The organism is Rhodococcus sp. RCBS9 (genome assembly GCF_029457415.1).
In the GTDB taxonomy this organism is placed as follows: domain Bacteria; phylum Actinomycetota; class Actinomycetes; order Mycobacteriales; family Mycobacteriaceae; genus Rhodococcus_F; species Rhodococcus_F qingshengii.
Genome location: NZ_CP120422.1, coordinates 6,252,602 through 6,278,499 on the forward strand (window position 1 = coordinate 6,252,602; position 25,898 = coordinate 6,278,499).

Below are 25,898 nucleotides of genomic sequence, written 5' to 3' on the forward strand. Positions count from 1 at the left end.
TCACATCCGATCAGCGTCGCCGTCGCGGCGCTGCTGCTTGGCAATTCGACGCTGCTCTTCCGCCCGCTCGCGGCACTGACGCAAGAAGGCTTCGTCCGCCGCCGGATCCTGCGCAACGGCACGTCCCGGGCGCTCGTATTCGCCGTATCCGGTTGGGCCGACGTAACCGCGGGGCGCGTTCTGTCCGCGCCCGACCACCAGCCACAGAACCGATCCCAAAGTAGGAAGGAAGATGATGATCAGAATCCAGACGACCTTGGGTAGGTACTGGATGTAGGCGTCATCTCTCGTGATGGCGTCGACGATGCAGAAAATCCACAGCAACATCGTGATGAGGCCGAACAAGGCATAGGGCACGCTGGCGATTCCTCCCGAGAATAAAAAACCCTCGCCATGCTAACGAAAACAGACCAATTAGTACATTAGATTCTGGCGAATGTTGAACTCGAGCCATCCTCGGTACGCATCGACGTCCCATCCACTGACCCGACGCAATTGCTGATGAAGCTGAGGCGAGACGAAAGCGGCAAGTATGCCCGCAGCTTTCTCGAGCGAAATCTCAGGCCTCAACAAGCCATGCTCGGAGAGACCCTCGGCTATCGACATCGCATTGACGGCCGACTGATCCGACGACTCCTCGGATAGTCGACGCATGTCGGCATCCGCACCCGAGGATTCGACCGCGACCATCATCAGAGCGCCGGCACGTTCGAGCAGTCCGATGCCCTGAGCCACGATCTGGGAGACGATCCGGCGAACGTCATCGGGGTCCGAGGCCAGGTTCGGCGCGCCGAGTGGAACCTCTTCGGCATCGAGCGCCGCAGCGAGGGCCGCTTCGAAGATCTCGAGTTTCCCGCCGGGGAAGGCTGTGAACACCGTCCGATCGGCGACGCCGGCCGAGGCGGCAATCTGCTTGACGGTGGCACTGACATACCCGTCTCGAACAAACAAGGCCGTCGCCGCATCACGAATGAGTTCACGCGTTCGCTGCGCGGAAGCTTCACGCACGCGGGAGTGGTACTGGCGTCTGCCCTCCATTGCGCACACTTTAGCCGCATTCGATGCAACGACCATGCATGGAAAGAATCGTGCAGCTCAGGAGCCTTTTCCGGGGTGGTCTATCCAGCCATCGCTACCGGGAAACACCAACGCCTCGTGGCCGTTGTCGTACCTGACCAGATAGGGAGGACCGCCGTCCTCGCCGTGCACCTCGAGAACCTCGGCAGTTACCTCCGCCTGCCCCACCACGCGCCCCTGGACGTGGAGACGGTCACCCACTTCGGCATGCATCACTCCTCCTCGCTGCCCGCTCGCGCAGGCGCAGACCAACCACTGACGTTGTTCCCGCCATGCCGACTCGGAAACCCTGGGGCGAGTTGCCGTCGTGAGAAATCGCATATTCACCGAAGGTGACACCGACGGGTGAACAGTGGTTCACTCATGGGTGAATTCCCGTTCACCATCGCCGCGTGAAGGACCGTCTCTTGGCATTGCACTCGTCTCCGACCACTCGCCGTTCAAGTCGGCTCATTACCGCAATTCTCTGTCTTTCCGGCACCGTGGTCGCGCTGCAACAAACGATGGTCATTCCGTTGTTGCCCGATTTCCCGAAGATCCTCGGCGTCAGCGCTGACGACGCCTCCTGGCTCGTCACCGTCACGCTCCTCACGAGTGCCGTCGCCACTCCGATCGTCTCCCGCCTGGCAGACATGTTCGGAAAACGACGCATGATGCTGATCTCGATGACGATGATCGTGGTCGGATCACTGGTCGCGGCGATCGGCGGCAACTTTGTCGCCCTGCTGATCGGACGTGGTCTCCAGGGCTTCGCGATCTCGATGATCCCCGTCGGAATCAGCATCATGCGCGACGAACTGCCCAAGGAGAAGGTGGCGTCGGCAACAGCGTTGATGAGTGCCACTCTCGGAATCGGCAGCGCACTCGGGCTCCCGCTGTCCGGGTTGATCTTCGAGCATCTGGGCTGGCCCGCCATCTTCTGGCTCTCGGCGATCGTGGGCGTCCTGCTGATCATCGCGGTAGCCGTCGTCGTCCCGGAATCAAGTGTTCGTACCCGCGGCAAATTCGACTTCCTGGGCGCGGTCATGCTCTCGACAGCACTCACGGCGATCCTCCTCGCCATCTCCAAGGGCGCCCGTTGGGGATGGACGAGCGAACTGACATTGCTGATGTTCGTCATCGGAATCGTGACTCTCGCATTGTGGTTCCCTTACGAACTCCGCGTCACCCAGCCGATGGTCGATCTACGAACGTCGGCCAAGCGGCCTGTTCTGCTGACCAACGTCGCCTCGATCCTCGTCGGCTTCTCGATGTACGCGAACAACCTCTCCACCACCCAACAACTTCAGATGCCGAAGATCTCCGGCTACGGCTTCGAACTGGGCGTGATGGCGGCCGGACTGTGCATGATTCCGGCAGGCCTCGCGATGGTCTTCTTCGCGCCCGTCTCCGCGAACATCACGAAGCGATTCGGAGCCAAGATCACCCTGATCGTCGGCGGCACGGTGCTCGCGCTCGCCTACATCGCGCGAGTGTTCCTGACCGGTTCGATAGCACTGATCATCATCAGCGCGGCGGTGGTCAGCATCGGAACCGCAATCGCCTACTCCGCGATGCCGATGCTGATCATGCGATCGGTTCCGATTACCGAAACCGCGTCGGCAAACGGCCTCAATTCGCTGCTCCGCTCAGTCGGTACTTCCACGTCCAGCGCGGTGGTTGCCGCCATGCTCACTTCGATGGTCATCCCGTCCGGGCCGGGCGAGGGCCTTCCGTCGATCGACGCCTTCAAGAACATCTTCTGGCTGGCCGCCCTCGCCGCCGTGGCTGCTGCCGCTGCCGCTGCGTTCATTCCTCGCCGCGGCGCAAAACCGGAAGCGGCACTTCGCCCGGTGACCCCGGAAGGGTTCGAGCTTCCCGACGCCGCCGTGTCCGAAACGGAAATTGTGGTTGCCGGTCGTGTGATCCGGGCCGACAGCCGACCGATCCGGCAGGCCGTTGTCACCGTGATGGACATGGAGGGTCGACCGATCGACTGGAGTCGCGCCGACAACGAGGGCAACTTTTCCCTCGCCCTACCCCGGCCCGGACGGTATTTGGTAGTGACGAGTGCCGACGGCTGGTCCCCTCGGTCGCAGGTGATCGCTTTCGACAGCGCGCAATCGACGCACACCGTCGAACTCGGTGACCGCCTCACCATCTCCGGCAAGGTCGGAGTCGGCGGCCGAACAACCTCGGGAACCGTCGTCACACTCACGAAACCGACCGGCGAATTCGTCGCATCCACGGTCACCGACGGAACCGGGCACTACGGAATCGCACTTCCCACATCCGGCCGGTACATCCTGACCGCGCTGACCGAGAGCGGACACGGCACATTGGCTCGTCAGATAGCGGTCATCGCGCAGTCCACCGTCGTCGACTTCGACGTACCCGTCGATGCCGAGCCGTTGACGACAGTATGAACGCCAGTATGAGCAACCGGACGCATGGCGATCGGGTATCGAGGCGGAGGCGAGCGACATGAGCAGCGGCGAAGCCAGCATCCTCACAGTAGCGAAAGCCTTGTTCGCGGAACGCGGTTACGCATCGACGACCATCAAGGACATCGCGGTCGCAGCCGGCTACTCCCCTGCCCTGGTCATGAAGATCTACGGCAGCAAAGCTCGGCTGTACTCGGCTGCGATCCCGTCCGCACCTCCGATGGACGAGGATCCGAATGCCGACGCCACCGGAGACATCGGCTGTCAACTGGTCGAGAAACTTGTCGCTCGTAGAGAATCCGATGAAACCGATCCGTGGGCAATGCTCGCAGTACACGTTCACGAGGCGCCAGATCCGGCCGCCGCTCGGGCCGAGATCAAGCAACGATACGTTCACGGGATCGCGCGCCGCATCGGCGACACGGAGCCCGGTTTGGTACGCAGCCAGATCGTCGTCTCACTGCTGCTCGGACTGGCCACCGGCATGCGGACGCTCGAACTCCTCGGTGAGGATTCACTGTCGTCGGAGGATCTGATCCGGCGCTACGGAAGGCTGATTCAAATAGCCGTCGACGAAATCGAACCGGTATCCGAGCACGAATCGTTCATCAGTGACACGGTGGAGGAATGACTACTTACCGATACCTCGACGCCGACCGGAATCTCCTCGAAGAGAAAGATTTCGAAACCGAGCAGGACGCACAGGAATACCGACTCTCCGTCCTCGGTGCCGAACACATCGAGCCCACCGACGAATGACGCCTCCGCAAAGGAAGCCGAAGCAAGGAATTCTGTAGCGTCGAGACCATGCCTGTAGCTTGCTTGGGATCGATCACCCTCGATTGCAGTGATCCACAACGCCTTGCGGAATTCTGGCGAAATATGCTGGGCGGCGAAATCACGTACAACACTGAGAAGTTTGCGACCGTCAGCACAGGCGGTGGCCAGATCACCGCAATCCGCATCGACGAACACCGCCCGAGCACGTGGCCGTTGGCTGCAATACCGAAGCAGATTCATCTGGATTTAGTGGTCGATGATCTGGACATCGCACAGGAGCAAGCTGTCAGCCTCGGTGCTCAAATCGGTAGCCGGCAGAACGCGCCGGAGCGTTGCCGGGTTCTACTCGATCCCGCTGGTCATCCGTTCTGTTTGTGTCTGGCGGGTCCGAATCTGTCGCCGTGGTCAATGCCTGGCGAATCTGCGTGAGTTCGTCGATCAGAGCTTGAACGCGCCGCTCGATTTCGTCACGGATCGGGCGAACTGCTTCAAGGCCCTGTCCGGCCGGGTCGTCGAGAACCCAGTCTCGGTAACTCTTGCCGGGGAAGATCGGGCACGTGTCGCCGCAGCCCATGGTGATGACGACATCCGAATCCTGGACGGCGTCGACAGTGAGGATCTTCGGAGACTGCGCTGAGATGTCGATACCGCGCTCTGCCATCGCCTCGACCGCTGCCGAATTGACGGTCTCGGCGGGTGCGGATCCGGCGGAACGGACCTCGATGGCGTCGCCTGCGAGATGGCTCAGGAATCCCGCGGCCATCTGAGATCGACCGGCATTGTGGACGCAGACGAACAACACCGATGGTTTGCTCATGACCTCGCTCTTTCTCGACTGGATGAAACCTCTTCGACTGCAAAGCGTTTGCGTAGAGCAAGGGAGACATAGACCAGCCCGACGAGCACCGGTACCTCGATCAGCGGGCCGACGACACCGGCAAGAGCTTGCCCCGAGGTGGCGCCGTAGGTGGCGATGGCTACCGCGATCGCGAGTTCGAAGTTGTTGCCCGCGGCGGTGAACGCCAGGGTCGTGGTGCGTTCATAGCCCAATCCGATTGCGGCGCCGAGGATGTAGCCTCCGCCCCACATGAGCGCGAAGTACGCGAGCAAGGGCAGCGCGATCCGGACGACATCCCAAGGCTGGGAGGTGATCTGTTCGCCCTGCATCGAGAAGAGCACGACGATGGTGAACAGCAGACCGTAGAGCGCCCAGGGGCTGATCTTGGGGATGAACTTGTTGTCGTACCAGTCGCGGCCTTTGGCGCGTTCGCCGAAGAAGCGGGACAGAAAACCTGCCAGCAGCGGGATACCGAGGAAGATCAGGACCGATTTCGCAATCTGCCAGGGCGAGGTGTCGATGGTGGTCTGTTCGAGGCCGAGCCACCCGGGCAGGACCGAGAGGTAGAACCAACCGAGCACGGCGAACATGATCACCTGGAACACCGAATTGATGGCGACCAGCACCGCGGCGGCTTCGCGGTCTCCGCAGGCCAGGTCGTTCCAGATGATCACCATCGCGATGCAGCGAGCGAGACCGACGATGATCAAACCGGTTCGGTATTCCGGCAGGTCAGGCAGAAACAGCCAGGCGAGGGCGAACATCAGCGCCGGGCCGAGAACCCAGTTCAGGAACAGGGAGCCGGCGAGGAGTTTCTTGTCCCCGGTGACTGTGTCGAGGCGGTCGTAGCGGACCTTCGCCAGGACCGGGTACATCATGATCAGCAGACCGAGGGCGATCGGTAGCGAGATGCCGTCGATCTGCACCTTGTCCAGGGCAGTGTTCACACCGGGGATCCAGCGTCCAACCAGCAGGCCGACGACCATGGCCACGCCGATCCAGACCGCCAGATAGCGGTCGAGGGTGGAGAGTTTTCCGACGACTTCGGGGTGTTCGGTGGTGGCAGCGGTGTTGCTCATGCGGTGACCTCTACGCACGCGTCCGCGACACTCACGCTCGTACCTTCAACCAGTAGAACGGCGGAAAGCTGTTGCAGCGCAGCCGGAATAACCCAGTAGTACACCCAGGTCCCGCGTCGTTCACAATCGAGTAACCCGGCCTGGCGCAACACCTTGAGGTGATGCGAGATAGTCGGCTGAGACAGATCGAACGAGTCGGAGATGTCGCAGACGCAGGCTTCACCACCCTCGTGACTTGCCACCAAGCTGAGCAAGCGGAGACGAACCGGATCGCCGAGGGCCTTGAACATCCGAGACAAGTCGCCGGCCCAATCCTCGGTCAACGGTTCACGAACGAGCGGGGTGCAGCAAGCCTCGGAGTCCGGCAGCTCTTGATTCGACATTCTTCGATATTGACAGATATCGAATCAACGCGCAATCGGGCATCCGGTCAGCCGGATCCCGGACTCATCCCTCGGCGATCGCCGTTCGACGCTCGAGCAGAACAGTGTCGCGCCACACGCCGTCGAGTTCGGCGATCTTCTCGCGAAGGCCGACCGTTCGAAACCCGGCCGAATGATGGAGCGAGATGGAGGCACGGTTCTCCGGGAACATCGACGTCTGCAGAGTCCAGAGTCCGTCGGCGTCGGCGGCCATGACTTGCTTGCGCAACAACGCCTTTCCGACGCCACGACCACGCATGCCGTCCGCAACGTACACGGAGTTCTCGGCAACCCCGCGGTAGCAGTCACGCTCGGAAACCGGACTCAACGCAGCCCATCCGACAACAACACCCCCGATAGTCGCCACCCATCGATGCTGCGGCAGCCACCGTTCGTGGAGATGCTCACGCGAGGGGACCTCAGCGGCAAAGGTGGCATTTCGGGTAGCGATACCCTCTCGGTAAATACGTCGAACCGCATCCCAGTCGTCGTCGACCATGGCCCGGACAGAGACATCGCCGGGCAGATCACTCGGGCAGCACGGACGCGGAGCAAGGACTCCCATCACCACATCCGCCGCCTGCGGCAAGGCAACGCAACACGTCGGACTCATCGCGACGACCGTGCTCGTCCCTTCCCTACGCATGGTCACAAAACCCACATCGGCGAGCTTGCGCAGGTGATGCGACACCGTCGGCTGCCCGATCCCCAACGCCTCGGCGAGCGCTCCGACGGTAATACCACCGACCGCGCTCGCTACCCGGTGAAGCAATCGGACGCGCATCGGCTCGGCAAGGCAGGCGAACCACTGCGCGTAGGTATCGGCATCGCCCTGCGCGAGGACGGAAGAACGGATCTGATCCGGGTCCGAATCTCCGACTCGCACCGTCGGAGTCTGCAGCGAAGTCATCTCTCCACTATATCGACAGCTGTCGATGGTTGCCTACATTGATGATCGTCGATACAGTTCCCCGTAGATCGATAATCGTCGATGAAAGGCACGAAAATGAACCCCCTACCCGTTGTCGTGATCGGGGCCGGCCCGATCGGCCTGGCAGCCGCAGCAGAACTGCGCGAGCGCGGACTCACACCCTTTGTATTCGAGCGCGGAACCACAGCCGGTGCTGCGATCTCCGAGTGGAATCACGTTCGACTGTTCTCCCGGTGGTCCGAACTCGTCTCCCCCGCCGCGCGGCGACTCCTCGACCAGAATGGATGGAGCTCACCCGACGGGCAGACCTATCCGACCGGCCGGCAATGGCGCGAGCTCTACCTCGAACCACTCGCCTCGGCCCTCGCCGACCTGGTCCAGTTCGACACCGAGGTGATCGGCGTAGCTCGACGCGGACGTGACCTGGTCGTCGACGCCGGACGCGACAGCGAACCCCTCTCGATTCACCTGCGGCGCCGGGACGGAACCGAGGATCGGATGTTCGCCCAGGCCGTTGTGGATGCGTCCGGCACCTGGGGCACCCCCAACCCGCTCGGTGGTGAAGGTCTTCCTGCACTCGGCGAAGGCGCTGTGGGTACTGCGATCCGGTACCGGGTTCCTGATCTCGACGATCCGGCTGTGCGGGCACAGTTCGCCGGAACGCACACCGTCATCGCAGGTAGTGGCCACTCCGCGCTGACGGCGATCGTTGCGCTGTCAGGGTTGGCAGAGCAGGCTCCGAGCACCCGCATCACCTGGGCGGTCCGCCGAGGAAACATCGGCTCTGCATTCGGAGGCGGCGACGCTGACGAACTGCCCGCGCGCGGCGCCCTGGGATTGCGCGCAAAGAAGGCCGTCGAGGATGGCCTGTTGAGCGTCGTCAGCGGCTTCCGCACCGCAGAGGTGACAACTACCCCTTCGGGACAACTCATACTTGCCTCCGATGCGGGTGATCGCATCGAGAACGTGGACAACGTCATAACGCTGACCGGCTTCCGCCCCGATCTGTCCTGGCTCTCGGAAATTCGACTCGGCCTCGACCCGGTCTTACAAGCACCGGTCGAGCTTGCTCCGCTGATCGACCCGAACGTCCACTCGTGCGGCACCGTTTACCCGCATGGCGCGAAGGAGCTTCGCCATCCGGAGCCGGGGGTGTACTTGGCAGGAATGAAAAGCTACGGCCGAGCACCCACCTACCTGGCGATGACCGGCTACGAGCAGGTTCGCAGCATCGCAGCCGAGCTCGCCGGCGATCACGAGGCAGCGGCCCGTGTCGAGTTGATCCTTCCGGAGACCGGAGTCTGCGGCGGCGCAGGCATTTTCGACGAACCTGACACAGCAGAAACCGACACAGGGAAAGCCGAGGGCGGATGCTGCAGCGCCCCCGCTCCGAAACTGATCACGCTGTCTGCACCGTCCGGCAACACCTGCGGATAGAAACAGTCCTTGACGACGGAACCAGCCCGCCGGGCTGCCACATCCGGCCGAACAAGGCATGCTGATCGTGTGCATACATTCGAGGTCTGGGCGCCCACACCGGAATCGGTCCGGGTCGAAGTCGACGGCATCACGCACGAGATGGACCGGACCGACGACGGGTGGTGGCGCGCCGAGGTCGACTGCGACAACCGCGCTCGCTACGGCTTTGTCGTCGACGGTGAAACACTCCCGGATCCGCGTTCACCACGCCAGCCCGAAGGCGTGCATCTCCGCTCCCAACTGCACCAACTCGACGAGGCGTCCTGGACCGACTCTCAGTGGACCGGACGACAACTCCCAGGATCATCGGTCTACGAACTGCACATCGGAACGTTCACCCCCGAAGGAACATTCGACGCCGCGATCGAACGTCTCGATCACCTGGTAGACCTCGGCGTCGGCTTCGTGGAAATCATGCCGGTCAACGGCTTCAACGGAACTCACAACTGGGGCTACGACGGTGTGCTCTGGTACACGGTCCACGAGATCTACGGTGGCCCGGACGGATTGCAACGCTTGGTGAATGCGGCCCACGAACGCGGACTCGGCGTGATCCTTGACGTGGTCTACAACCACCTGGGCCCGTCGGGCAACTACCTCGAAAAGTTCGGCCCCTACATTGCCGATGGAGCGAACACCTGGGGCCGAACGATCAACATCGGAGGCCCGCAGTCGGGCGAGGTTCGCGAGTACATCATCGGCAATGCCCTGCGATGGATGCGCGATTTCCACATCGACGGTCTACGCCTCGACGCCGTCCACGCGTTGGTCGATCACACCGCAACGCACATCCTCGAGGAACTCGCCGTCCGAACGGAAACACTGTCGGCTCATCTGGGTCGACCGCTCACGTTGATCGCCGAAAGCGATCTCAACGACGCCACTCTGATCACGCCACGAGCGGCCGGCGGGTTCGGCTTGGACGCGCAGTGGGACGACGACATCCACCACACCATTCACACGGCCGTGTCCGGCGAACGCCAGGGTTATTACGCCGACTTCGGATCCTTGGAATCCCTTGCAAATACATTGCGGCGCGGTTTCTTCCACGCCGGAACGTATTCCTCGTTCCGTGGACGGGTTCACGGCCGGCCGATCGACATCACGCATCAGCCCGCCAGCGCCCTGCTCGCATACACGTGCACCCACGATCAGATCGGCAACCGCGCGATCGGGGACCGCCCGAGCGCCTATCTGACGCCAGGACAATTGGCGATCAAGGCGGCGCTGGTCCTGCTCTCGCCGTACACGCCGATGCTGTTCATGGGCGAGGAATGGGGAGCGACCACTCCGTTCCAGTTCTTCACCTCGCATCCGGAACCGGAACTCGGCGAGGCCACTGCCAAAGGCCGCAAAGCGGAGTTCGCGGCGCACGGCTGGAACAGTGACGACATTCCGGATCCGCAAGACCCACAGACATTTCTGCGATCGAAACTGGACTGGGACGAGCGAGACGACGAGACACGCGCTCGCGTCCTGGCCTGCTATCGCGATCTACTTGCCCTGCGCAGGAAGCGAATCGAGATCACCGACCCTTGGCTGGGGCACCTGCACGTCGACTACAACGAGGACGACCAGTGGATCACCCTGCGCCGCGGCGCATTACAGATCGTGTGCAATCTGGGAACGGACGCGGCCTCGGTCCCGGCCGGCGGAACCCCCATCCTCTGGTGGGATCCGCCGACACAGGACGAGACCGCGTCCGCAACAGTGGTGCCGGGGCACTCGTTCGTCGTACTCGAAAGCTGACTAACTCTCGAGATTCCGGTATTAACGCTTCGCGTTCTCTGGTGTACTCCGCAGCATCCGCAACACCAATGCGGCACTGACGAACAGAACCAAAGCTGTTGCACCGGCAGCAACGTGCATACCGTCGACAAACGCCGACTTCGCGGAATCGGCAAGCACCGAACCGAGTTCACCAGGTAGGTACGTTGCTTCCTGCAGGGCACCGCCGAGCGTGCCCTGTGCAGCGTGCGCCTGATCTGCTTCGAGCATCGAGGTGTCGATTCCCTTGCGGAAGATCGCCATCACCACGCTGCCCAGGATCGCCACGCCGAGCGCGATGCCGAGTTCGTACGCGGTCTCCGACACAGCGGACGCAGCGCCGGCGCGTTCGGGTTCCACCGAGCTGACCACGAGATCCGATGTCAACGTCAACGCGACACCGACACCAGCACCGGCCAGACCGAAGCCGATCACGAACATCAACGGGCCGCTGTCGACGCCGAGCGCGAGCAGCATCGCAGCACCGATACCGGCAACCGCGAGGCCCGCGCTGAGCACGTGAGACACCGACCACCGGCGAATCAACCAGGCCGCCGCAACCGCGGTGAATGCGCTGAGCAACATACCCGGGAGCATCAGCAGGCCGGCGTCGAGCGCCGAGTTACCCAGCACCAACTGCAGGTACTGCGAGCCGAAGAACAGGACACCTGCCAGCGCGAAGATCGAGAGCAGGTTGGTGATGACGGCGGTGGAGAACGACGCGTTGGCAAACAGCTTCAGATCCAACATCGGATCCTTCAGCATCCGCTGACGACGCACGAACACGTAACCCGCCGCGAGACCAACGAGGCCGATCACCAGCAACGTGATGCTGACGCCGTGCACCACGGATTCCTTGACCGCGTACACCAGCGGCAACATGGTCGCCATCGACAGACCAGCGCTGATGAGGTCGAATCGACCCGGATTGGGGTCCTTCGACTCCGGGATCAGGATCGGGCCGAGTACAACCAGCGCGATCATGACCGGAATGTTGATCAAGAAGACCGAACCCCACCAGAAGTGCTCGAGCAACCAACCACCGACCAACGGGCCGGCCGCGGTACCGCCACCGGCCATCGCGCCCCAGACACCGATCGCCTCGGTGCGCTGACGCGGGTTGACGAAGATCGTGCGGATCAGACCGAGGGTGGCCGGCATCAGCGTTGCACCGGAAATACCCTGCAGCACGCGGGCGCCAATGAGCATCTCGGGACTGACAGCGAGAGCGGCGATGATCGAGGCGAGACCGAAGCCGACTGCGCCGATCAGGAGCAGTTTTCGCCTACCGATCCGGTCGCCGAGCGTACCCATGGTGATGAGCAGACCGGCGAGCACGAACGAATAGACGTCGATGATCCACAGCAACTGCGTGCTGCTCGGTTCGAGGTCGGCGCTGATGAACGGAAGCGCAAGATCGAGCACCGTGCCGTCGACTGCGATGAGCAACACAGCAAAGGCAAGGACTATCAAGCCCGCCCAGTCACGCTTTGTCGCCCGAACCTCGTCGGGATTGATTGCAGACGTGTGATCTGCCGACACTGACATTGCTCCCCTGCGACTTTCTCTGAGTTCTTTCGAAAAGACTTCACTGCACCGTCCAGCCGGTACAGTAGGTCTACGGTAACAGTGAACCGTCCGAGCGGTAAAGTTATTTCCGGGTAGGGTCACATCACATGGCTGCCGACACTCGCGATCGAATTCTCGACGCACTGGAGAAGCTGCTGCTGGTCAGCGGCGTCGCCCAAGTCACGCTCGAAGGCGTTGCCGCCGAAGCCGGGGTTTCCAAGGGCGGACTTCTCTATCACTTCCCCAGCAAGGAAGCACTGCTCGCGGCGATGGTCCGCAGACTCGGAGAACGCTCGGATCAGCAACTCGAAGACGCCGTAGCAGGCGGTACGACGGTCACCGAATTCTATCTGCAGATCCCCGATGCGAACGAAAGCGAAGAACTCTCACTCTTCCGGTCGATCATCGCGGCACTGAGAACAGTCGACGGACAACACGACGAAATCCAGAAAGCCGTCACACATGTGATGCGGAGCTGGGACAAGGGCCTTCAGACCGAGATCGCCGACCCTGTGCAGGCCGAGATCATCCGACTCGTCGGCGACGGCCTGTATCTGGCGGCGATGCTCGGGCTCCCCCAGCCGGATCCCGAATTGCATCGACAGGTGGTCGAGCGACTGCGGCCCTGACCGGGGGCGTCTCTTACGTCAGATAGCGGTACGCCGGGCTTCCCGGCTCGAGCCTCTCGGACTGCATCGGCGCGCGCTCCATCCGCTCGAGTAACGCCGCCAACCCGTCGGCGGAACCGAGTTCGATACCCACCAACGCGGCACCCGTCTCGCGATTGTTTCGCTTGACGTACTCGAACAGCGCGATGTCGTCGTCCGGCCCGAGCACGTCCGAGAGAAAGCGACGGAGCGCTCCCGGTTCCTGCGGAAAGTCGACCAGGAAGTAGTGCTTGAGCCCGAGGTGAACGAGCGAACGCTCGAGGATTTCGCCGTAACGAGAGACGTCGTTGTTGCCACCGGAGATCAGGCACACGACGGTCGAACCCGGCTCGAACGTCAAATTCTGAAGTGCCGCAACGGAAAGCGCTCCCGCGGGTTCGGCGATGATGCCCTCGCTCTGATACAGCTCGAGCATCGCCGTGCAGATAGCGCCCTCGTCGATCTGATTGACGACAAACGATCCCGAACCGGACCGTGTCTGAAGTTGACGAGCCACGAGCGGCAACGACGCGTGCGACACCACGGCGGCACCCAGACGTGAGACGACCTCGTAGGGAACATCGCCGATCCTCTTGACCGCTGCGCCGTCGACAAATGGATCGACGTCGGGAAGAGTCACCGGGCCCCCGGCAACAAGAGCGGCCGTCATTGACGCCGCACCGGACGGCTCGATCCCGACGATCGACGTCTTGGGCGACCGTTCGTGCAGGTAGGTGGCGATGCCCGCAATGCAACCGCCGCCGCCGACCGGCACGACGATCGTGTCGAGAGGGGCGTCCAATTGCGTGAGAATCTCCGCTGCGATGGTTCCTTGCCCCGCAGCGGTGCGCACGTCGTCGAACGGGGGAACCATGGTTGCGCCGGTTTCGGCTACGTCCTCGGCGGCCGCAGCAGCGGCGGCGTCATAGGTCTCACCGATCATGAACAGTTCGACAAACGCTCCGCCGTGGGCGCGAATGCGATCACGCTTCTGCTTGGGGGTATTGGCCGGAACGTAGATCCGACCCTTGATCTGCATCGTTCGGCACGCGAAAGCAACACCCTGCGCATGGTTACCGGCACTGGCAGTCACTACGCCGGCACCGCGTTCAGCCTCGTTGAGCTGAGCGATCAGGTTGTAAGCGCCACGAATCTTGTACGAACGAACGCCCTGGAGGTCCTCACGCTTGAGATACACGTGTGCCCCGGTCAACGCCGAAAGACGATCGCTGTACTGCAGGGGTGTCGCCGCAATGACGTGCTGAATTCGCTCGATGGCCGCGTCGATCTCCTGCGCGTCGAGCGCGGGGACGGTGGACTTCGTTACTACGACATCGGGCGAGTTAGACACCCCGCCATTTTCGCACGTCGGAGATCAACCTTCCCACCACCCCGCCCCGCATGGTCTGCGAGGCAGGGTGGCGGTAGGTCAGCCGCGCGGATCCAACTGTGAGGGACGTGGCACGTTCCGCAGATTCGACTTGGCCATCTGTACTGCCTCGCCGACGCCGCCGTTCATCACCATCTTCGACATCGCCAAAGCGAAGCCCTTCATCTGACCACCGGTGATGGTGGGCGGCAACGACAATGCCAACGGATCGGTCACCAGATCCACCAAGGCCGGACCGTCATGATCGAGCGCGGCGCGTAGGCCCGCTTCGATGTCCGCAGGATTCTCGATTCGGCGCGAGAAGATACCGAGCGCAGCAGCAACCGCCGCGTAGTCGACCGCGGGCACGTCGACCCCGAAATCCGGAAGGCCGTCGACCAGCATCTCGAGCTTGACCATTCCGAGCGTCGAGTTGTTGAACACCACGATCTTGACCGGCAACTTGTACATCGCGACGGTGACCAACTCACCGAGCAGCATCGACAATCCACCGTCGCCCGACACCGAGATGACCTGACGCCCCGGACTCGACCATGCAGCACCCATCGCATGTGGGAGCGCATTGGACATCGATCCGTGCAGCGCCGAGGAGATGAAGCGTCTCGATCCGTTCGGATTGAGATAGCGCGCCGTCCACACGTTGCACATCCCGGTGTCGGCGGTGAAGATTGCGTCGTCGGCTGCCAGATCGTCCAAGATCGAGGCCGCATACTCGGGGTGAATCGGCGTGCGCTGCTTGACCGGATCCGTGTATGCACCAACCACTTTGGTCATCAGAGTGTTGTGCTTGGCGAGCGTGTCCTCCAGGAACCCGCGGTCGGTCTTTCGATCGAGCTGCGGAATCAGTGCGCTCAAGGTGCTCGCGACGTCGCCGTGCACAGCCAGGTCCAGGCTGGTTCGACGCCCCAACCGCTCGGCCGCGATGTCGATCTGAGCGGTACGAACGTCGTCGGGCAAGAACTGATCGTAGGGAAAGTCCGTACCGATCAGGAGCAGGAGATCGGCGCCGTGGATACCGTCGTGCGCCGCACCGTAACCGAGCAATCCGGTCATCCCGACGTCGTATGGATTGTCGTACTGGATCCATTCCTTGCCACGCAGTGAATGCCCGATGGGAGCGCCGACGGTTTCGGCCAACGCCAGAACCTCCGCGCGCGCATCTCGCACGCCCGCGCCGGCGAAGATCGCAACTTTGCGTGCGCCGTTGATCACGTCTGCCAACGCCAACACGTCACCGGCATCCGGAACGACTGTCGGCCTTCGGGTTTCGACGAGTGTCGGCGGGGTGCCTTCTGCCGGACAATCGGCGATGTCCCCGGGAAGCACGATCACCGAGACGCCGTTTCGAGCCACCGAATGCTGAATCGCCGACTGCACCACGCGTGGTGATTGGACTGCCGTGCTGACGAGTTCGGTGTAACTCGAACATTCGATGAAGATCCGCTCGGGATGCGTTTCCTGAAAGTAACCCATTCCGATCTGGGCGCTGGGGATGTGCGAGGCGATCGCGAGGACCGGCGCGCCCGAACGATGAGCGTCGTACAGGCCGTTGATCAGGTGAAGGTTTCCGGGACCGCAGGATCCGGCACACACTGCGAGTTTTCCGGTGATCTGGGCATCCGCTGCGGCCGCAAAGGCGGCTGCTTCCTCATGCCGGACGTGTATCCAATCGATTCCGCCCTTCTCGGAACCACCGGTGCGACGAACCGCATCGACGATGGGATTGAGACTGTCACCGACAATGCCGTAGATCCGACTGACACCCGCGTCAACGAGCTGCTGAACCAATTGATCTGCAACGGTTTTCGGACTCATCAGACCTCCATGACACACTCACGGGAGTCGGGATCGCCGACCCCCGGGAGTGACGATTTACTTGTGATTGATGCAGCGCTTCTTGTGGAATGCGGGGTTACTTGGGTTCGAGCACGAACACCGGAATCTCACGATCGGTCTTCGTCTGATAATCGGCGTAGTCGGGGTACGCAGCGACAGCGCGCTCCCACCAGACCGCCTTCTCGTCGCCGGTGACTTCCCGAGCAACCAGGTCGAAGACCTGCGTCGCGTCACGCAGCGTGACGTGCGGGTCGGCTTTGACGTTGTAGTACCAGACCGGATTCTTCGGGGCGCCACCGAGCGAAGCCACAACGGCATACGAACCGTCGTGCTCGACCCGCATCAGCGGCGTCTTCCTGACCTTGCCGGACTTTGCCCCGATGGTCGTGAGAACGACGACGGGCATGCCGTTCATGTCGTTTCCCTCGGTGCCACCGGAGTTCTCGATGCGTGCGACCTGATCGGCGGCCCACGACGCTGGACTGGGTTCGTACTCACCTGTGATTGGCATGTCTACCAGTGAACACCCACTCGAGCACCTTGGCCACCGAACCACGCCGACCAGGCCTGTCGCCCGCGCACTCCCCTGGTTGATCGATTAAGTGAGCTGCCGATCAATAAAGTTCGCTTGCCCGAACTCTCATCTCTGGCTACTCTGAAACCACAGCTTCGAACAGCCGTATCAGAAAGGGACGAGATGACCACCGCCGATATCTCCACTCGCGAATCACGCCCCTCCCCCGACTATTGCGTCGATCTGGCCGGAACTCGGTGGCCGCTGTACAAGATCGAAGCTCTCGTGGTCGGGTTCGTGCTGTTCGTCGTCGCCGGTGCCGTCACGCAGTCGATGCAGGTGGCCGTACTGACTGCCGCAACGGCCGCTGTAGTCACGTGGTGGGTACGGCGCGTGCACTACTCACGCACCACCTGATCACCGCACTCCCCCGAACTCCCGCGAACCACGAAGGGACCTTGCTGCATCAGCAGCAAGGTCCCTTCGTTCGGTTCAGGTCCGCTCGGCGGTCAGACCGTCAGGCAACTCGGTCCGAGCAATGCCTTCAGGTCGCCCATCAGTGCCGAGGACGGTTCGACCCGAAGGACGTCGTCGACCTTCCACAAGCTGATTTCGGTTCCGCCGATCAGTCGGACATGGACATCGGACGTCCCCGGATGCCTGGTCAACACCTGCTTGAGAGCACTGAGCTTGTCCTTGGTGCATTGCCGAAGCGGCAGCGAGACCGACAGCGGACGCGCAACCCCGATCGCCGAAATATCAGGTACCGCAAGGTCGTTGCCGATCAGTGACATCCGATCGTCTCGGATCGAAACGCGAGCCTTGACCAACACGATGGCATCCTCGGCGATGTCCATTCCGTACACGGCGTACGCCTGCGGGAAGAACAGCACCTCGATTCCACCCACGAGATCTTCGAGCTGCACGATGCACCAGGTCAGACCGTTCTTGTTGACCCGGCGGTCCACCGAGGCGATGATGCCGCCGAGAGTTACCTGGGCACCGTCCTGGACGCCGCCTTCCAAAATCGCGGCGATGGACGTGTCGGACTGCTGGCGAAGAATGTGCTCGACGCCGTTGAGCGGGTGACCGGAGACATACAGCCCCAGCATCTCTCGTTCGAGCGCCAGGCGATGCTTGGAATCCCACTCTTCGTCAGGAATCTTGACGTCGAACACCGAGGTGATCGACTCGTCCGCCTCGGCACCGCCGAAGAGGTCGAACTGTCCGATCGCCTCCGCCTTCTTGGTGCTCATCACGGAGTCGATGGCGTCGGCATGGACCAACATCAGGCCCTTGCGCGGATGACCCAACGAGTCGAAAGCACCGGCCTTGATGAGCGATTCGGTGACCTTCTTGTTGCAAGCCATCGCGTCGATCTTGCCGAGATAGTCGGAGAAATCTGTGAACTTCGACTTCTCGGTGCGCGCCTTGATGATCGAGGCGACGACGTTGGCGCCGACGTTGCGCACCGACCCCATACCGAAACGGATGTCGTCGCCGACGGTCGCGAAGTCGACGCGTGACTCGTTGACGTCCGGCGGGAGAACGGTGATGCCCAACTTGCGGCAGTCGGCGAGGTAGATCGCGGACTTGTCCTTGTCGTCACCGACGGAGGTCAGCAGACCCGCCATGTACTCGGCCGGGTAGTTCGCCTTGAGGTACGCAGTCCAGTACGACACGAGTCCGTAGCCGGCGGAGTGCGACTTGTTGAACGCGTAGCCGGCGAAGGGAAGGACCGTGTCCCACAGCGCCTTGATGGCGGCTTCGCTGAAGTTGTTGTCCAACATGCCCTGCCGGAAGCCGGCGTAGGCCTTTTCCAGCTCGGACAGCTTCTTCTTACCCATGGCGCGACGCAGCAAGTCGGCCTGACCCAGAGTGTACCCGGCCACCTTCTGCGCCAGTTGCATGATCTGCTCCTGGTAGATGATCAGGCCGTAGGTCTCCGAGAGGATCTCCGCGAGCGGCTCCTCCAATTCGGGGTGAATCGGCTTGACGTCTTCCAAGGCGTTCTTGCGCTTGGCGTACGAGATGTGGGCGTCCACACCCATCGGTCCCGGTCGATACAGCGCCAAGGCGGCGACGATGTCGCCGAATCCGGTGGGCTGCATCAGTTTCAGCAACTCGCGCATACCGCCGCCGTCGAGCTGGAACACACCGAGAGTGTCGCCGCGGGCGAGCAGTTCGTATGTTGCCGCATCGTCCATCGGCAACGTGTCGAGGTCGAGGTCGATGCCGCGGTTGGCTTTGATGTTCTCGAGCGTGTCGCCGATGACCGTGAGGTTTCGCAGACCGAGGAAGTCCATCTTGAGCAGGCCGATGGCTTCACACGAGGGGTAGTCCCACCCGGTGATGATGGCGCCGTCCTGGGCGCGCTTCCAGACCGGGATTGCGTCGGTGAGCGGTTCGGACGACATGATGACCGCGCAGGCGTGCACACCGGCGTTACGGATCAGCCCTTCCAGACCCACCGCGGTCTTGTAGATCTTCGCGACGTCCGGGCTGGAGTCGATGAGTGCTCGAACCTCGACGGCCTCCTTGTACCGCTCGTGCTTCGGATCGGTGATACCGGAAACCGAGATGTCCTTGGCCATGATGGGCGGCGGGAGTGCCTTGGTGATCTGATCGGCGATGGCGAAGCCCGGCTTGCCGAACTGGACGCGAGCCGAGTCCTTGATGGCAGCCTTGGTCTTGATGGTGCCGAAGGTGATGACCTGGGCGACCTTGTCGTTGCCCCACTTGTCCGTCGCGTAGCGAACCATCTCGCCGCGACGGCGATCATCGAAGTCGATATCGATATCGGGCATGGACACACGCTCGGGGTTGAGGAATCGCTCGAACAGCAACCCGTACGGGATGGGGTCGATGTTGGTGATACCCATCGCGTAGGCCACCAACGAACCGGCAGCCGATCCACGGCCGGGCCCGACACGGATCCCGACGTCCTTGGCGTGGTTGATCAGGTCGCCGACCACGAGGAAGTAGGCCGGGAAGCCCATTTCGTTGATGACGCCGATCTCGTAGTCGGCGCGGGCGAGGTACTCCTGCGGCGGTCCGCTCGGGAAGCGGCGATCGAGTCCGCGCATCACCTCGGCGCGCAGGAAGGTCTGCTGCGTGTGTCCCTCCGGGACCGGGAAGATCGGCATGCGGTCGTGGAACGCCCACACGTCCTCGTACGACTGCACACGCTCGCCGATGGCAACGGTGTTGTCGCATGCCCCCGGTACCTCGTTGTCCCAGATGGCGCGCATCTCGGCAGCGGACTTGAGGTAGTAGCCGTCGCCGTCGAACTTGAAGCGAGTGGGGTCGGAGAGCGTCTTGCCGGTCTGAATGCAGAGCAGCGCCTCGTGATTCTCGGCGGCGTCCTTGGTGACGTAATGGCAGTCGTTGGTGGCAAGTGGCGGAATACCGAGTTGCTTGCCGATGTCGAGCAGACCCTCTCGCACACGGCGCTCGATCGAGAGACCGTGATCCATCAGTTCGAGGAAGAAGTTGTCCGGGCCCCAGATCTCCTGCCACTTCGCGGCAGCTTCGAGAGCCTCGCGATCGTGACCGAGACGAAGGCGGGTCTGGATCTCACCGGACGGGCAACCCGTGGTGGCGATGATGCCCTCGGCGTGCGCGGCGATGAGCTCCTCGTCCATCCGTGGCCATTTACCGAGCTGGCCCTCGATGGACGCGAGCGACGACAGCTTGAAGAGATTGCGGAGTCCGGTCGCGTTCTCGGCCACCATCGTCATGTGGGTGTACGCACCGCTACCGGAGACGTCGTCGGACTTCTGGCTGCGATCTCCCCAGAGAACTCGCTTGGTGTTGAAGCGAGACTCGGGTGCGATGTACGCCTCGATGCCGATGATCGGCTTGATGCCGGCGCTCTTTGCCTCGTTGTAGAACTGGCTGGCGCCGTACATGTTTCCGTGGTCGGTCATGCCGACAGCGGTCATTTCGAGACGAGCGGCCTCCTCGAACATGGCGCCGACCTTGGCCGCACCGTCGAGCATCGAGTACTCGGTGTGATTGTGAAGATGTACGAACGAGTCAGCCACGTGCGCCTCTCTGAAGGTCTGGGAGCGAGATCGAGTGTATGCCGCGCTGCCGACACGACCGGCGACCGACGTAGCGGAGTCGCCGTGCGCCGCCTCCGGTCACGTGACCGGAACCTCGGGTTCGGCGCTCGACCTCACCGAACGCCGCGAACGTCGACTGGCGACGAAGGTGTCTGTCGTGAAGATCACCAGTGCAGCCCAGATCAGAACGAAGCCGATCCAGCGTGAGGCCGGCATGTCCTCGTGCATGACGGCCACACCCCACGCCATCTGGAGCGCCGGGGTGAGGTACTGCAGCATGCCCATCGTCGCCAACGGAACTCTCTGAGCGGCGACGCCGAACAGGAGCAGCGGCAGCGCGGTGACCGGGCCGGCGGCAAGCAGCAACAGGCTGTGCCCGGTACCGCTGCTGATGAATGCACCGGCCCCGGTCAGGCCGAGAAACACGAGGTAGCCGACCGCGAACGGCGCGGCAACGACGCCCTCGGCAGTCAAACTGGTTCGAGGATCGAGCGGAACCACCTTCTTGACCAACCCATAGGTGGCAAACGAGCCGGCGAGCAGCAAAGCGACGATCGGGGGTTTCCCGAAGTCGACCGTGATCACGACAACTGCCGTGGCAGCGAGAACGAGCGCGGCGATCTGAGCGCGGCGCAATCGTTCGCGGAAGATAACGACGCCGAGCAGAACGGTGACCAGCGGGTTGATGAAGTACCCGAGAGCCGCCTCCACGACGCGGCCTGACACCACGGCATAGATGTACGTGCCCCAGTTCACGGCGATCGCCGCTGACGCCGCGGTCACCAGCAGCCAGGTGCGTGCGCTGATTCCGCGAAGCGATCCGAGGCGGCCGGCAAAGGCCAACACGATCAGCATCAACAGAAGGGTCCACACCACCCGGTGCGCCAGGATCTCGACCGGATCGGCGAAGTCGAGTAATCCGAAGAAGGCCGGGAACGTTCCCCACAACAGGAAAGCCGCCACACCGTAGAAGATCCCCGAGGACGAACGGGACTCAGCGCGTTCGTCCTTGTTCACAGAACCGGAGTTCACGGGACCGGTCCGTCGTCGGGGCCGGGAGCAACGACGTCCACGTACTCCGGCAGCAAGGGACGGACGGCCGCCAACCACGGCGAGGCGTCGGACGGCAACGCTTCCACTGCACGGACGTTCGAGTCATGTTCGATCGCTTCGAGTCCTTCGGGAGTAGCTCGCACCAGCACGCCCACCGCGCAGGCGCACCCGCCGGACAATCGCTTCGCCGACGCGAGCGCCACCTGTTGCTGACGATCGGTGTCGCCGCCGAGCGAGACCAGTCGCGTGGCTGCAACCCCGGGCGATCTGCGCACTGCTTCGTCGTTGTCGGGCACGGGCACCGACATGAGCGGCGTCTGGACGCGTTCGATCGGAACTCGGAACATGACCCTGGACACGCGAACGCCCGAGACCTCAGCGCCCGGCACCTGAACACTGCTGGTCGACGTGATGACCTCGCCGACGGTGAGTGCCTTCGTGAACGAGACCAACGCCCACACCGGCCCGTCGACCGACGCAACAGAATCTCGCGCTCGGTCGAGGTAGTCCGGGACAGCTTCCCCGCTGTCCGGACCCAGAGTGTCCGTCCGGATCGGCGGGGTCGGCACGGGATTCGCGAACCCCACGCCCACCACCGCCGCCACACCGACCACCACCGCGACGACGGCCAGCGCGGGGGTAAGCCCGCGCGGTGTCATGAGGACCGGAGAACTTCGAGTGCGTGTTCGAGATCCTTCGGGTACTTGCTCTTGATCTCGACCCAGCGCCCGTCCGCCGGATGTGCGAATCCAAGAGACACGGCGTGCAACCACTGGCGCTCGAGGCCGAGCCTTTCGGCAAGTCGAGGGTCCGCGCCGTAAGTCAGGTCGCCGCAGCACGGATGGCGCAACGCCGAAAAGTGGACACGGATCTGGTGTGTGCGACCGGTTTCGAGGTGCACGTCCAGCAGACTCGCTGCCTGGAACGCCTCGATGGTGTCGTAGTGCGTGACGCTGGGCTTGCCGTCGGCCGTGACCGTGAATCGCCAGTCGTTCCCGTGATGGCGTCCGATGGGCGCGTCGATCGTTCCGCTGCTCGGGTCGGGGTGTCCCTGCACGAGAGCGTGGTAGCGCTTGTCGATGGTCCGCTGCTTGAAAGCGCGCTTGAGCAACGTGTACGCGCGCTCGGATGTGGCAACCACCATGACACCCGACGTTCCGACGTCCAGGCGGTGGACGATGCCCTGACGCTCGTGGGCACCGGACGTCGAGATGCGGAAACCGGCCGCGGCAAGTCCGCCGATGACGGTCGGTCCCGTCCACCCGACGCTGGCGTGCGCGGCAACTCCGACGGGCTTGTCGACTGCCACGACGTCGTCGTCGGCGTAGAGGATCTCCATTCCCTCGACCGGTGTCGCTTCGATGGTCAGGGGCCGCGGCGGTTCGGGCAGGACTACCTCGAGCCACGACCCTCCGGTCAGACGATCGGACTTGCCGACGGCCACACCGTCGACGAGTACCGAGCCTTCTTCCGCGAGTGTCGCGACCACGGTGCGCGAGAGTCCGAGAAGGCGCGCGAGGCCGGCATCGACGCGCATGGCATCGAGACCGTCGGGCACTGGCATCGAACGGGATTCCCTCACTTGGTTTCTCCCTCGGCTGCAGCCTTCGATTCGGTGAGCTTCTTGTCGTCCGCCTTGTGATCACGCAGGCGTTCACCGTTGGGTTCGAAGCCGAACAGTGTCAGGACGACGAGCAGAATCGCGCCACAGACGATCGCGGAATCCGCAATGTTGAACACCGGCCACCAGCCGACGGAGACGAAATCCACCACATGTCCGCGCATGATTCCGGGAGAGCGGAAGAATCGGTCGACGAGGTTACCCAGCGCGCCGCCGAGAACGAGGCCGAGACCGAGCGCCCACCACGGTGATCGGAGCGTGCGACCGATCTTGATCACCCCGATGACCACACCGATTGCGACGAGAGTGAGGATCCACGTCATCGACGTCGCCATCGAGAACGCTGCCCCCGGATTGCGCACCATCGTGAATGTGACCACGTCACCGATGATTTCGATCGGCTGCCCCGGTTTGACCGCGGCGACTGCCCACACCTTCGTGAGAATGTCCGAGAGCAGGATGACAGCGGCGATGGCAATGAGCATGGTCAGCCGGCGGGGCTTTTCGACCGGCGCAACCGCCAGGTCACCGTCTTCCGATTTCACGGCTTCCGGTTTCACGGTTTCGGGCTCGTCGGCCTTCGAGATTTCGGTAATCGGCTGATCCTCCGCGTTGACATCTCGGTCTGGGTGGTCTGTACTCACGCAACCATCATCCCTCATGTTCACCGCACCGGGTCACGCACTCTGCAACTGCGGCTAGCCTGGAGCGCGTGCCACTGCTGTCCACGACCGGCCGACGCGTTCCGTTCGCCCTCGCTGCCCTCGCTCTCACCACCGTTCTCACCGCTTGCGGCGACTCGGATCAACCTCCGAACACCCCGACCTCCTCGCCGAGTGAGGTGACTGTTCCGGTGACCGCCGCGACGGTCGAAGTTCTCGAGGCGGGAAGCGAGCCGCGCGAGGTTTTGCGTACGAACTTGCCTGTCGGCACCACGCAGACGGCGACGCTCGTCACCCAGGCCGTCGTGAGTCAGCAGATCGATCAACAACCGGCGCAGGATTTCTCTTCGCCGGAGATCACGATCCCGCTCTCGGCAAACGTGACCGCTGACGATCCCACCGCAGTCGTTGACCTCACGCTGTCGTCGATGACCTCGCCCGATGCAACGCTGCAGGCTGCGCTGAGCGGGGCCGACGGGTCTGCGGCCGGATTGTCGGTCACGGATTCGGGCGCCATCACCGCCCTACGGTTGAAGCCCTCCGCCAACTCGGCCAATGCTGCCCGCGCTGCAATCGAACAAGCGCTGGGCCAAGCGGTCTACCGGACCGTTGCACTCCCCGACGCTCCGGTCGGTGTCGGCGCACGTTGGGTGGTTCGGCAGCAAGTCAGCAGCGAAATCCTGCTCGATCAGACAACCACCGTCACGCTCACCGCGCGCGAGGGCAATCGGCTTTCGCTCGCGGTGGACGTATCGCAGACCCCGCAGAGCCCGGTCTGGAACCTGGCCGGTGACGCCGGAACGCTGAACATCGATCAGTACGTCATGGCCGGCTCCGGAAACCTCACCGTCGACCTCTCACTCCCCTTGCCGATCGACGGACAGATGACCGTCGGCGGCGACCAGGCATACGGCGACCCGGACAGCTCCTCGGTGATCCGGCAGACCATCTCCAACAGCATTCGGTGGGAAGCGTGACACGCCGGTCGCTCGCACTGGGCCTGACAGCAACGGCGGCACTGTTCGTCGTGACCGGTTGCGGCTCGGACGACTCGCCTGGTGCCGACACGACTACGCAGGTTTCCGCCCCACAGGTCGGCTTGGCGCCGTTCACGGCTGCTCCGGCCGCACCGCTGAGCGGGGCGCCTCTCGACCGTGACGGCCTGCAACGAGCCGCGCTCACCCTGTCCGAGCTACCTGCCGACTTCGACGTAGTTCCCGACCCGGTCGACGACCTCGGCCTCGCACCGGCGCCGGAAAGTTCGGAGGCGGACAAGTCGAGCACCGACCCCGCCGTCTGCGCCCAGGTTCTGGCGCCGATAGCCACCCAGGCTCCCGGATCGGTCGCCGACCTCTCCGACATGTTCACCGGCCCCGATTTCACGAGCATCGATCAGGACTCTGCTTCGTACGCCGACGGCACTGCAGCAGCAGCAGCTTTCGAGAAACTTCAGACCACGCTGGCCGGGTGTGCGGAGTATTCGGGAACCGATGCCGACGGAACGACAATCACCTATCGCGTCGGCGGAGCGTCGGACCCGAACGTCGGCGACGCGTCTTTCGCTTTCCGAATCATCACGGAGAGTGGCGGTTTCACCTTGGTTGCCGACGCGATCGTGGCCGCAGTCGGGACGACGTTGACTCAGGTGTCCGCGACGGCGCCGAGTCCGATCGCCCCCGATGTTCTCCACTCGATGGCATCGGCCGCCGCAGATCGCCTGCGCGCACAAACGCCCTGACAACG

Annotated in this window: 25 protein-coding genes and 1 pseudogene; 10 read left to right on the forward strand and 16 right to left on the reverse strand. The window is 63.0% G+C overall.

Annotated elements, in window-relative coordinates:
- The 3 genes from P0M12_RS29055 to P0M12_RS29065 are packed head-to-tail and all read right to left on the reverse strand — an operon-like array spanning position 1 to position 1,290.
- Entirely contained in the window at positions 1 to 357 is a 357-nt protein-coding gene (locus P0M12_RS29055) for a PLD nuclease N-terminal domain-containing protein (protein WP_003941757.1), read from the reverse strand.
- Between the two features lie 57 nt (positions 358 to 414).
- On the reverse strand, positions 415 to 1,038 hold the full coding sequence (locus P0M12_RS29060) for a TetR/AcrR family transcriptional regulator (protein WP_030537114.1): 624 nt from the start codon (positions 1,036 to 1,038) through the stop codon (positions 415 to 417).
- Between the two features lie 57 nt (positions 1,039 to 1,095).
- The gene (locus P0M12_RS29065) at positions 1,096 to 1,290 is read right to left on the reverse strand and encodes a DUF1918 domain-containing protein (RefSeq protein WP_003941743.1); all 195 of its coding nucleotides are present in this window, start codon (positions 1,288 to 1,290) and stop codon (positions 1,096 to 1,098) included.
- A 179-nt stretch (positions 1,291 to 1,469) separates the two neighbouring features.
- Between P0M12_RS29065 and P0M12_RS29070 the strand changes: the two genes are divergently transcribed.
- From P0M12_RS29070 to P0M12_RS29085, 4 genes are all read left to right on the forward strand, one after another.
- Positions 1,470 to 3,482, forward strand: a complete 2,013-nt coding sequence (locus tag P0M12_RS29070; RefSeq protein WP_030537115.1) for an MFS transporter — start codon at positions 1,470 to 1,472, stop codon at positions 3,480 to 3,482.
- A gap of 58 nt (positions 3,483 to 3,540) precedes the next feature.
- Positions 3,541 to 4,131 carry a TetR/AcrR family transcriptional regulator gene (locus tag P0M12_RS29075; RefSeq protein WP_277377200.1) on the forward strand — a complete coding sequence of 197 codons (591 nt, stop codon included), beginning with the start codon at positions 3,541 to 3,543 and terminating at the stop codon, positions 4,129 to 4,131.
- Positions 4,128 to 4,259, forward strand: a complete 132-nt coding sequence (locus tag P0M12_RS29080) for a hypothetical protein (protein WP_256082667.1) — start codon at positions 4,128 to 4,130, stop codon at positions 4,257 to 4,259. Before P0M12_RS29075 ends, P0M12_RS29080 begins: the two co-directional genes overlap by 4 nt.
- A gap of 123 nt (positions 4,260 to 4,382) precedes the next feature.
- Positions 4,383 to 4,709 (forward strand): VOC family protein, encoded by a 327-nt coding sequence (locus P0M12_RS29085; RefSeq protein WP_230587617.1) that lies wholly within the window; start codon positions 4,383 to 4,385, stop codon positions 4,707 to 4,709.
- Here P0M12_RS29085 and P0M12_RS29090 read toward each other — a convergent pair.
- From P0M12_RS29090 to P0M12_RS29105, 4 genes and pseudogenes are all read right to left on the reverse strand, one after another.
- Positions 4,708 to 5,097: pseudogene (locus tag P0M12_RS29090) on the reverse strand (arsenate reductase ArsC); the annotation flags it as partial. The gene P0M12_RS29085 and the pseudogene P0M12_RS29090 sit on opposite strands and share 2 nt — an antisense overlap.
- Positions 5,094 to 6,197, reverse strand: coding sequence for an ACR3 family arsenite efflux transporter (gene arsB / locus P0M12_RS29095; RefSeq protein WP_003941673.1), 1,104 nt, complete (start codon positions 6,195 to 6,197; stop codon positions 5,094 to 5,096). The gene arsB and the pseudogene P0M12_RS29090, both read right to left, overlap by 4 nt.
- The gene (locus P0M12_RS29100; protein WP_030537016.1) at positions 6,194 to 6,580 is read right to left on the reverse strand and encodes a metalloregulator ArsR/SmtB family transcription factor; all 387 of its coding nucleotides are present in this window, start codon (positions 6,578 to 6,580) and stop codon (positions 6,194 to 6,196) included. Before P0M12_RS29100 ends, arsB begins: the two co-directional genes overlap by 4 nt.
- Positions 6,581 to 6,644: 64 nt before the next feature.
- A complete protein-coding gene (locus P0M12_RS29105; protein WP_030537017.1) occupies positions 6,645 to 7,529 on the reverse strand; it encodes a metalloregulator ArsR/SmtB family transcription factor in 885 nt (294 codons plus the stop codon).
- Between the two features lie 96 nt (positions 7,530 to 7,625).
- Here P0M12_RS29105 and P0M12_RS29110 point away from each other — a divergent pair, with 96 nt between their 5' ends.
- Positions 7,626 to 8,987: an NAD(P)-binding domain-containing protein gene (locus P0M12_RS29110; protein ID WP_277377201.1), complete on the forward strand. Its 1,362-nt coding sequence runs from the start codon at positions 7,626 to 7,628 to the stop codon at positions 8,985 to 8,987.
- A gap of 69 nt (positions 8,988 to 9,056) precedes the next feature.
- Positions 9,057 to 10,778: a malto-oligosyltrehalose trehalohydrolase gene (gene treZ / locus P0M12_RS29115; RefSeq protein WP_030537019.1), complete on the forward strand. Its 1,722-nt coding sequence runs from the start codon at positions 9,057 to 9,059 to the stop codon at positions 10,776 to 10,778.
- A gap of 21 nt (positions 10,779 to 10,799) precedes the next feature.
- Here treZ and P0M12_RS29120 read toward each other — a convergent pair whose 3' ends face one another.
- Positions 10,800 to 12,344 (reverse strand): MFS transporter, encoded by a 1,545-nt coding sequence (locus P0M12_RS29120; protein ID WP_030537020.1) that lies wholly within the window; start codon positions 12,342 to 12,344, stop codon positions 10,800 to 10,802.
- 128 nt (positions 12,345 to 12,472) lie between these two features.
- On the opposite strand from P0M12_RS29120, the gene P0M12_RS29125 reads away from it, so the two are divergent.
- Positions 12,473 to 12,994 (forward strand): TetR/AcrR family transcriptional regulator, encoded by a 522-nt coding sequence (locus tag P0M12_RS29125; protein ID WP_007733148.1) that lies wholly within the window; start codon positions 12,473 to 12,475, stop codon positions 12,992 to 12,994.
- A 13-nt stretch (positions 12,995 to 13,007) separates the two neighbouring features.
- On the opposite strand, the gene ilvA is transcribed toward P0M12_RS29125, so the two are convergent.
- The 3 genes from ilvA to P0M12_RS29140 form a co-directional block, all read right to left on the reverse strand.
- Positions 13,008 to 14,363, reverse strand: coding sequence for a threonine ammonia-lyase IlvA (ilvA, locus tag P0M12_RS29130; protein ID WP_007733150.1), 1,356 nt, complete (start codon positions 14,361 to 14,363; stop codon positions 13,008 to 13,010).
- A gap of 78 nt (positions 14,364 to 14,441) precedes the next feature.
- Complete coding sequence (locus tag P0M12_RS29135; protein WP_030537021.1) at positions 14,442 to 16,217, reverse strand: pyruvate dehydrogenase; 1,776 nt, start codon at positions 16,215 to 16,217, stop codon at positions 14,442 to 14,444.
- Between the two features lie 97 nt (positions 16,218 to 16,314).
- The gene (locus tag P0M12_RS29140) at positions 16,315 to 16,749 is read right to left on the reverse strand and encodes a nitroreductase family deazaflavin-dependent oxidoreductase (RefSeq protein WP_003941666.1); all 435 of its coding nucleotides are present in this window, start codon (positions 16,747 to 16,749) and stop codon (positions 16,315 to 16,317) included.
- A 186-nt stretch (positions 16,750 to 16,935) separates the two neighbouring features.
- On the opposite strand from P0M12_RS29140, the gene P0M12_RS29145 reads away from it, so the two are divergent.
- A complete protein-coding gene (locus tag P0M12_RS29145) occupies positions 16,936 to 17,169 on the forward strand; it encodes a hypothetical protein (RefSeq protein ID WP_003941759.1) in 234 nt (77 codons plus the stop codon).
- A 92-nt stretch (positions 17,170 to 17,261) separates the two neighbouring features.
- Here P0M12_RS29145 and dnaE read toward each other — a convergent pair whose 3' ends face one another.
- From dnaE to lspA, 5 genes are all read right to left on the reverse strand, one after another.
- Positions 17,262 to 20,798, reverse strand: a complete 3,537-nt coding sequence (gene dnaE, locus P0M12_RS29150) for a DNA polymerase III subunit alpha (RefSeq protein ID WP_003941755.1) — start codon at positions 20,796 to 20,798, stop codon at positions 17,262 to 17,264.
- Between the two features lie 99 nt (positions 20,799 to 20,897).
- Entirely contained in the window at positions 20,898 to 21,836 is a 939-nt protein-coding gene (rarD, locus tag P0M12_RS29155) for an EamA family transporter RarD (RefSeq protein WP_051720877.1), read from the reverse strand.
- Between the two features lie 11 nt (positions 21,837 to 21,847).
- The gene (locus P0M12_RS29160) at positions 21,848 to 22,531 is read right to left on the reverse strand and encodes a hypothetical protein (RefSeq protein WP_030537023.1); all 684 of its coding nucleotides are present in this window, start codon (positions 22,529 to 22,531) and stop codon (positions 21,848 to 21,850) included.
- Positions 22,528 to 23,454, reverse strand: coding sequence for an RluA family pseudouridine synthase (locus P0M12_RS29165; RefSeq protein WP_030537024.1), 927 nt, complete (start codon positions 23,452 to 23,454; stop codon positions 22,528 to 22,530). The genes P0M12_RS29160 and P0M12_RS29165 overlap by 4 nt, the downstream gene beginning before the upstream one ends.
- Positions 23,451 to 24,038 carry a signal peptidase II gene (lspA, locus tag P0M12_RS29170; protein ID WP_228402286.1) on the reverse strand — a complete coding sequence of 196 codons (588 nt, stop codon included), beginning with the start codon at positions 24,036 to 24,038 and terminating at the stop codon, positions 23,451 to 23,453. Before lspA ends, P0M12_RS29165 begins: the two co-directional genes overlap by 4 nt.
- Positions 24,039 to 24,205: 167 nt before the next feature.
- Between lspA and P0M12_RS29175 the strand changes: the two genes are divergently transcribed.
- The gene (locus P0M12_RS29175) at positions 24,206 to 25,132 is read left to right on the forward strand and encodes a hypothetical protein (protein ID WP_030537025.1); all 927 of its coding nucleotides are present in this window, start codon (positions 24,206 to 24,208) and stop codon (positions 25,130 to 25,132) included.
- The gene (locus P0M12_RS29180) at positions 25,129 to 25,893 is read left to right on the forward strand and encodes a sensor domain-containing protein (protein WP_230587602.1); all 765 of its coding nucleotides are present in this window, start codon (positions 25,129 to 25,131) and stop codon (positions 25,891 to 25,893) included. The genes P0M12_RS29175 and P0M12_RS29180 overlap by 4 nt, the downstream gene beginning before the upstream one ends.
- The last annotated feature ends 5 nt before the right edge of the window (positions 25,894 to 25,898 follow it).

What these genes read in the sequence shown, in the direction of transcription:
- P0M12_RS29065 (WP_003941743.1), bottom strand. Translation starts at nt 1,290, where the DNA reads ATGCATGCCGAAGTGGGTGACCGTCTCCACGTCCAGGGGCGCGTGGTG.
- arsB (WP_003941673.1), bottom strand. Translation starts at nt 6,197, where the DNA reads ATGAGCAACACCGCTGCCACCACCGAACACCCCGAAGTCGTCGGAAAA.
- P0M12_RS29075 (WP_277377200.1), top strand. Translation starts at nt 3,541, where the DNA reads ATGAGCAGCGGCGAAGCCAGCATCCTCACAGTAGCGAAAGCCTTGTTC.
- P0M12_RS29110 (WP_277377201.1), top strand. Translation starts at nt 7,626, where the DNA reads ATGAACCCCCTACCCGTTGTCGTGATCGGGGCCGGCCCGATCGGCCTG.
- P0M12_RS29060 (WP_030537114.1), bottom strand. Translation starts at nt 1,038, where the DNA reads ATGGAGGGCAGACGCCAGTACCACTCCCGCGTGCGTGAAGCTTCCGCG.
- P0M12_RS29145 (WP_003941759.1), top strand. Translation starts at nt 16,936, where the DNA reads ATGACCACCGCCGATATCTCCACTCGCGAATCACGCCCCTCCCCCGAC.
- P0M12_RS29080 (WP_256082667.1), top strand. Translation starts at nt 4,128, where the DNA reads ATGACTACTTACCGATACCTCGACGCCGACCGGAATCTCCTCGAAGAG.
- P0M12_RS29125 (WP_007733148.1), top strand. Translation starts at nt 12,473, where the DNA reads ATGGCTGCCGACACTCGCGATCGAATTCTCGACGCACTGGAGAAGCTG.
- P0M12_RS29135 (WP_030537021.1), bottom strand. Translation starts at nt 16,217, where the DNA reads ATGAGTCCGAAAACCGTTGCAGATCAATTGGTTCAGCAGCTCGTTGAC.
- P0M12_RS29140 (WP_003941666.1), bottom strand. Translation starts at nt 16,749, where the DNA reads ATGCCAATCACAGGTGAGTACGAACCCAGTCCAGCGTCGTGGGCCGCC.
- P0M12_RS29085 (WP_230587617.1), top strand. Translation starts at nt 4,383, where the DNA reads ATGCTGGGCGGCGAAATCACGTACAACACTGAGAAGTTTGCGACCGTC.
- P0M12_RS29105 (WP_030537017.1), bottom strand. Translation starts at nt 7,529, where the DNA reads ATGACTTCGCTGCAGACTCCGACGGTGCGAGTCGGAGATTCGGACCCG.
- P0M12_RS29160 (WP_030537023.1), bottom strand. Translation starts at nt 22,531, where the DNA reads ATGACACCGCGCGGGCTTACCCCCGCGCTGGCCGTCGTCGCGGTGGTG.
- P0M12_RS29120 (WP_030537020.1), bottom strand. Translation starts at nt 12,344, where the DNA reads ATGTCAGTGTCGGCAGATCACACGTCTGCAATCAATCCCGACGAGGTT.
- P0M12_RS29100 (WP_030537016.1), bottom strand. Translation starts at nt 6,580, where the DNA reads ATGTCGAATCAAGAGCTGCCGGACTCCGAGGCTTGCTGCACCCCGCTC.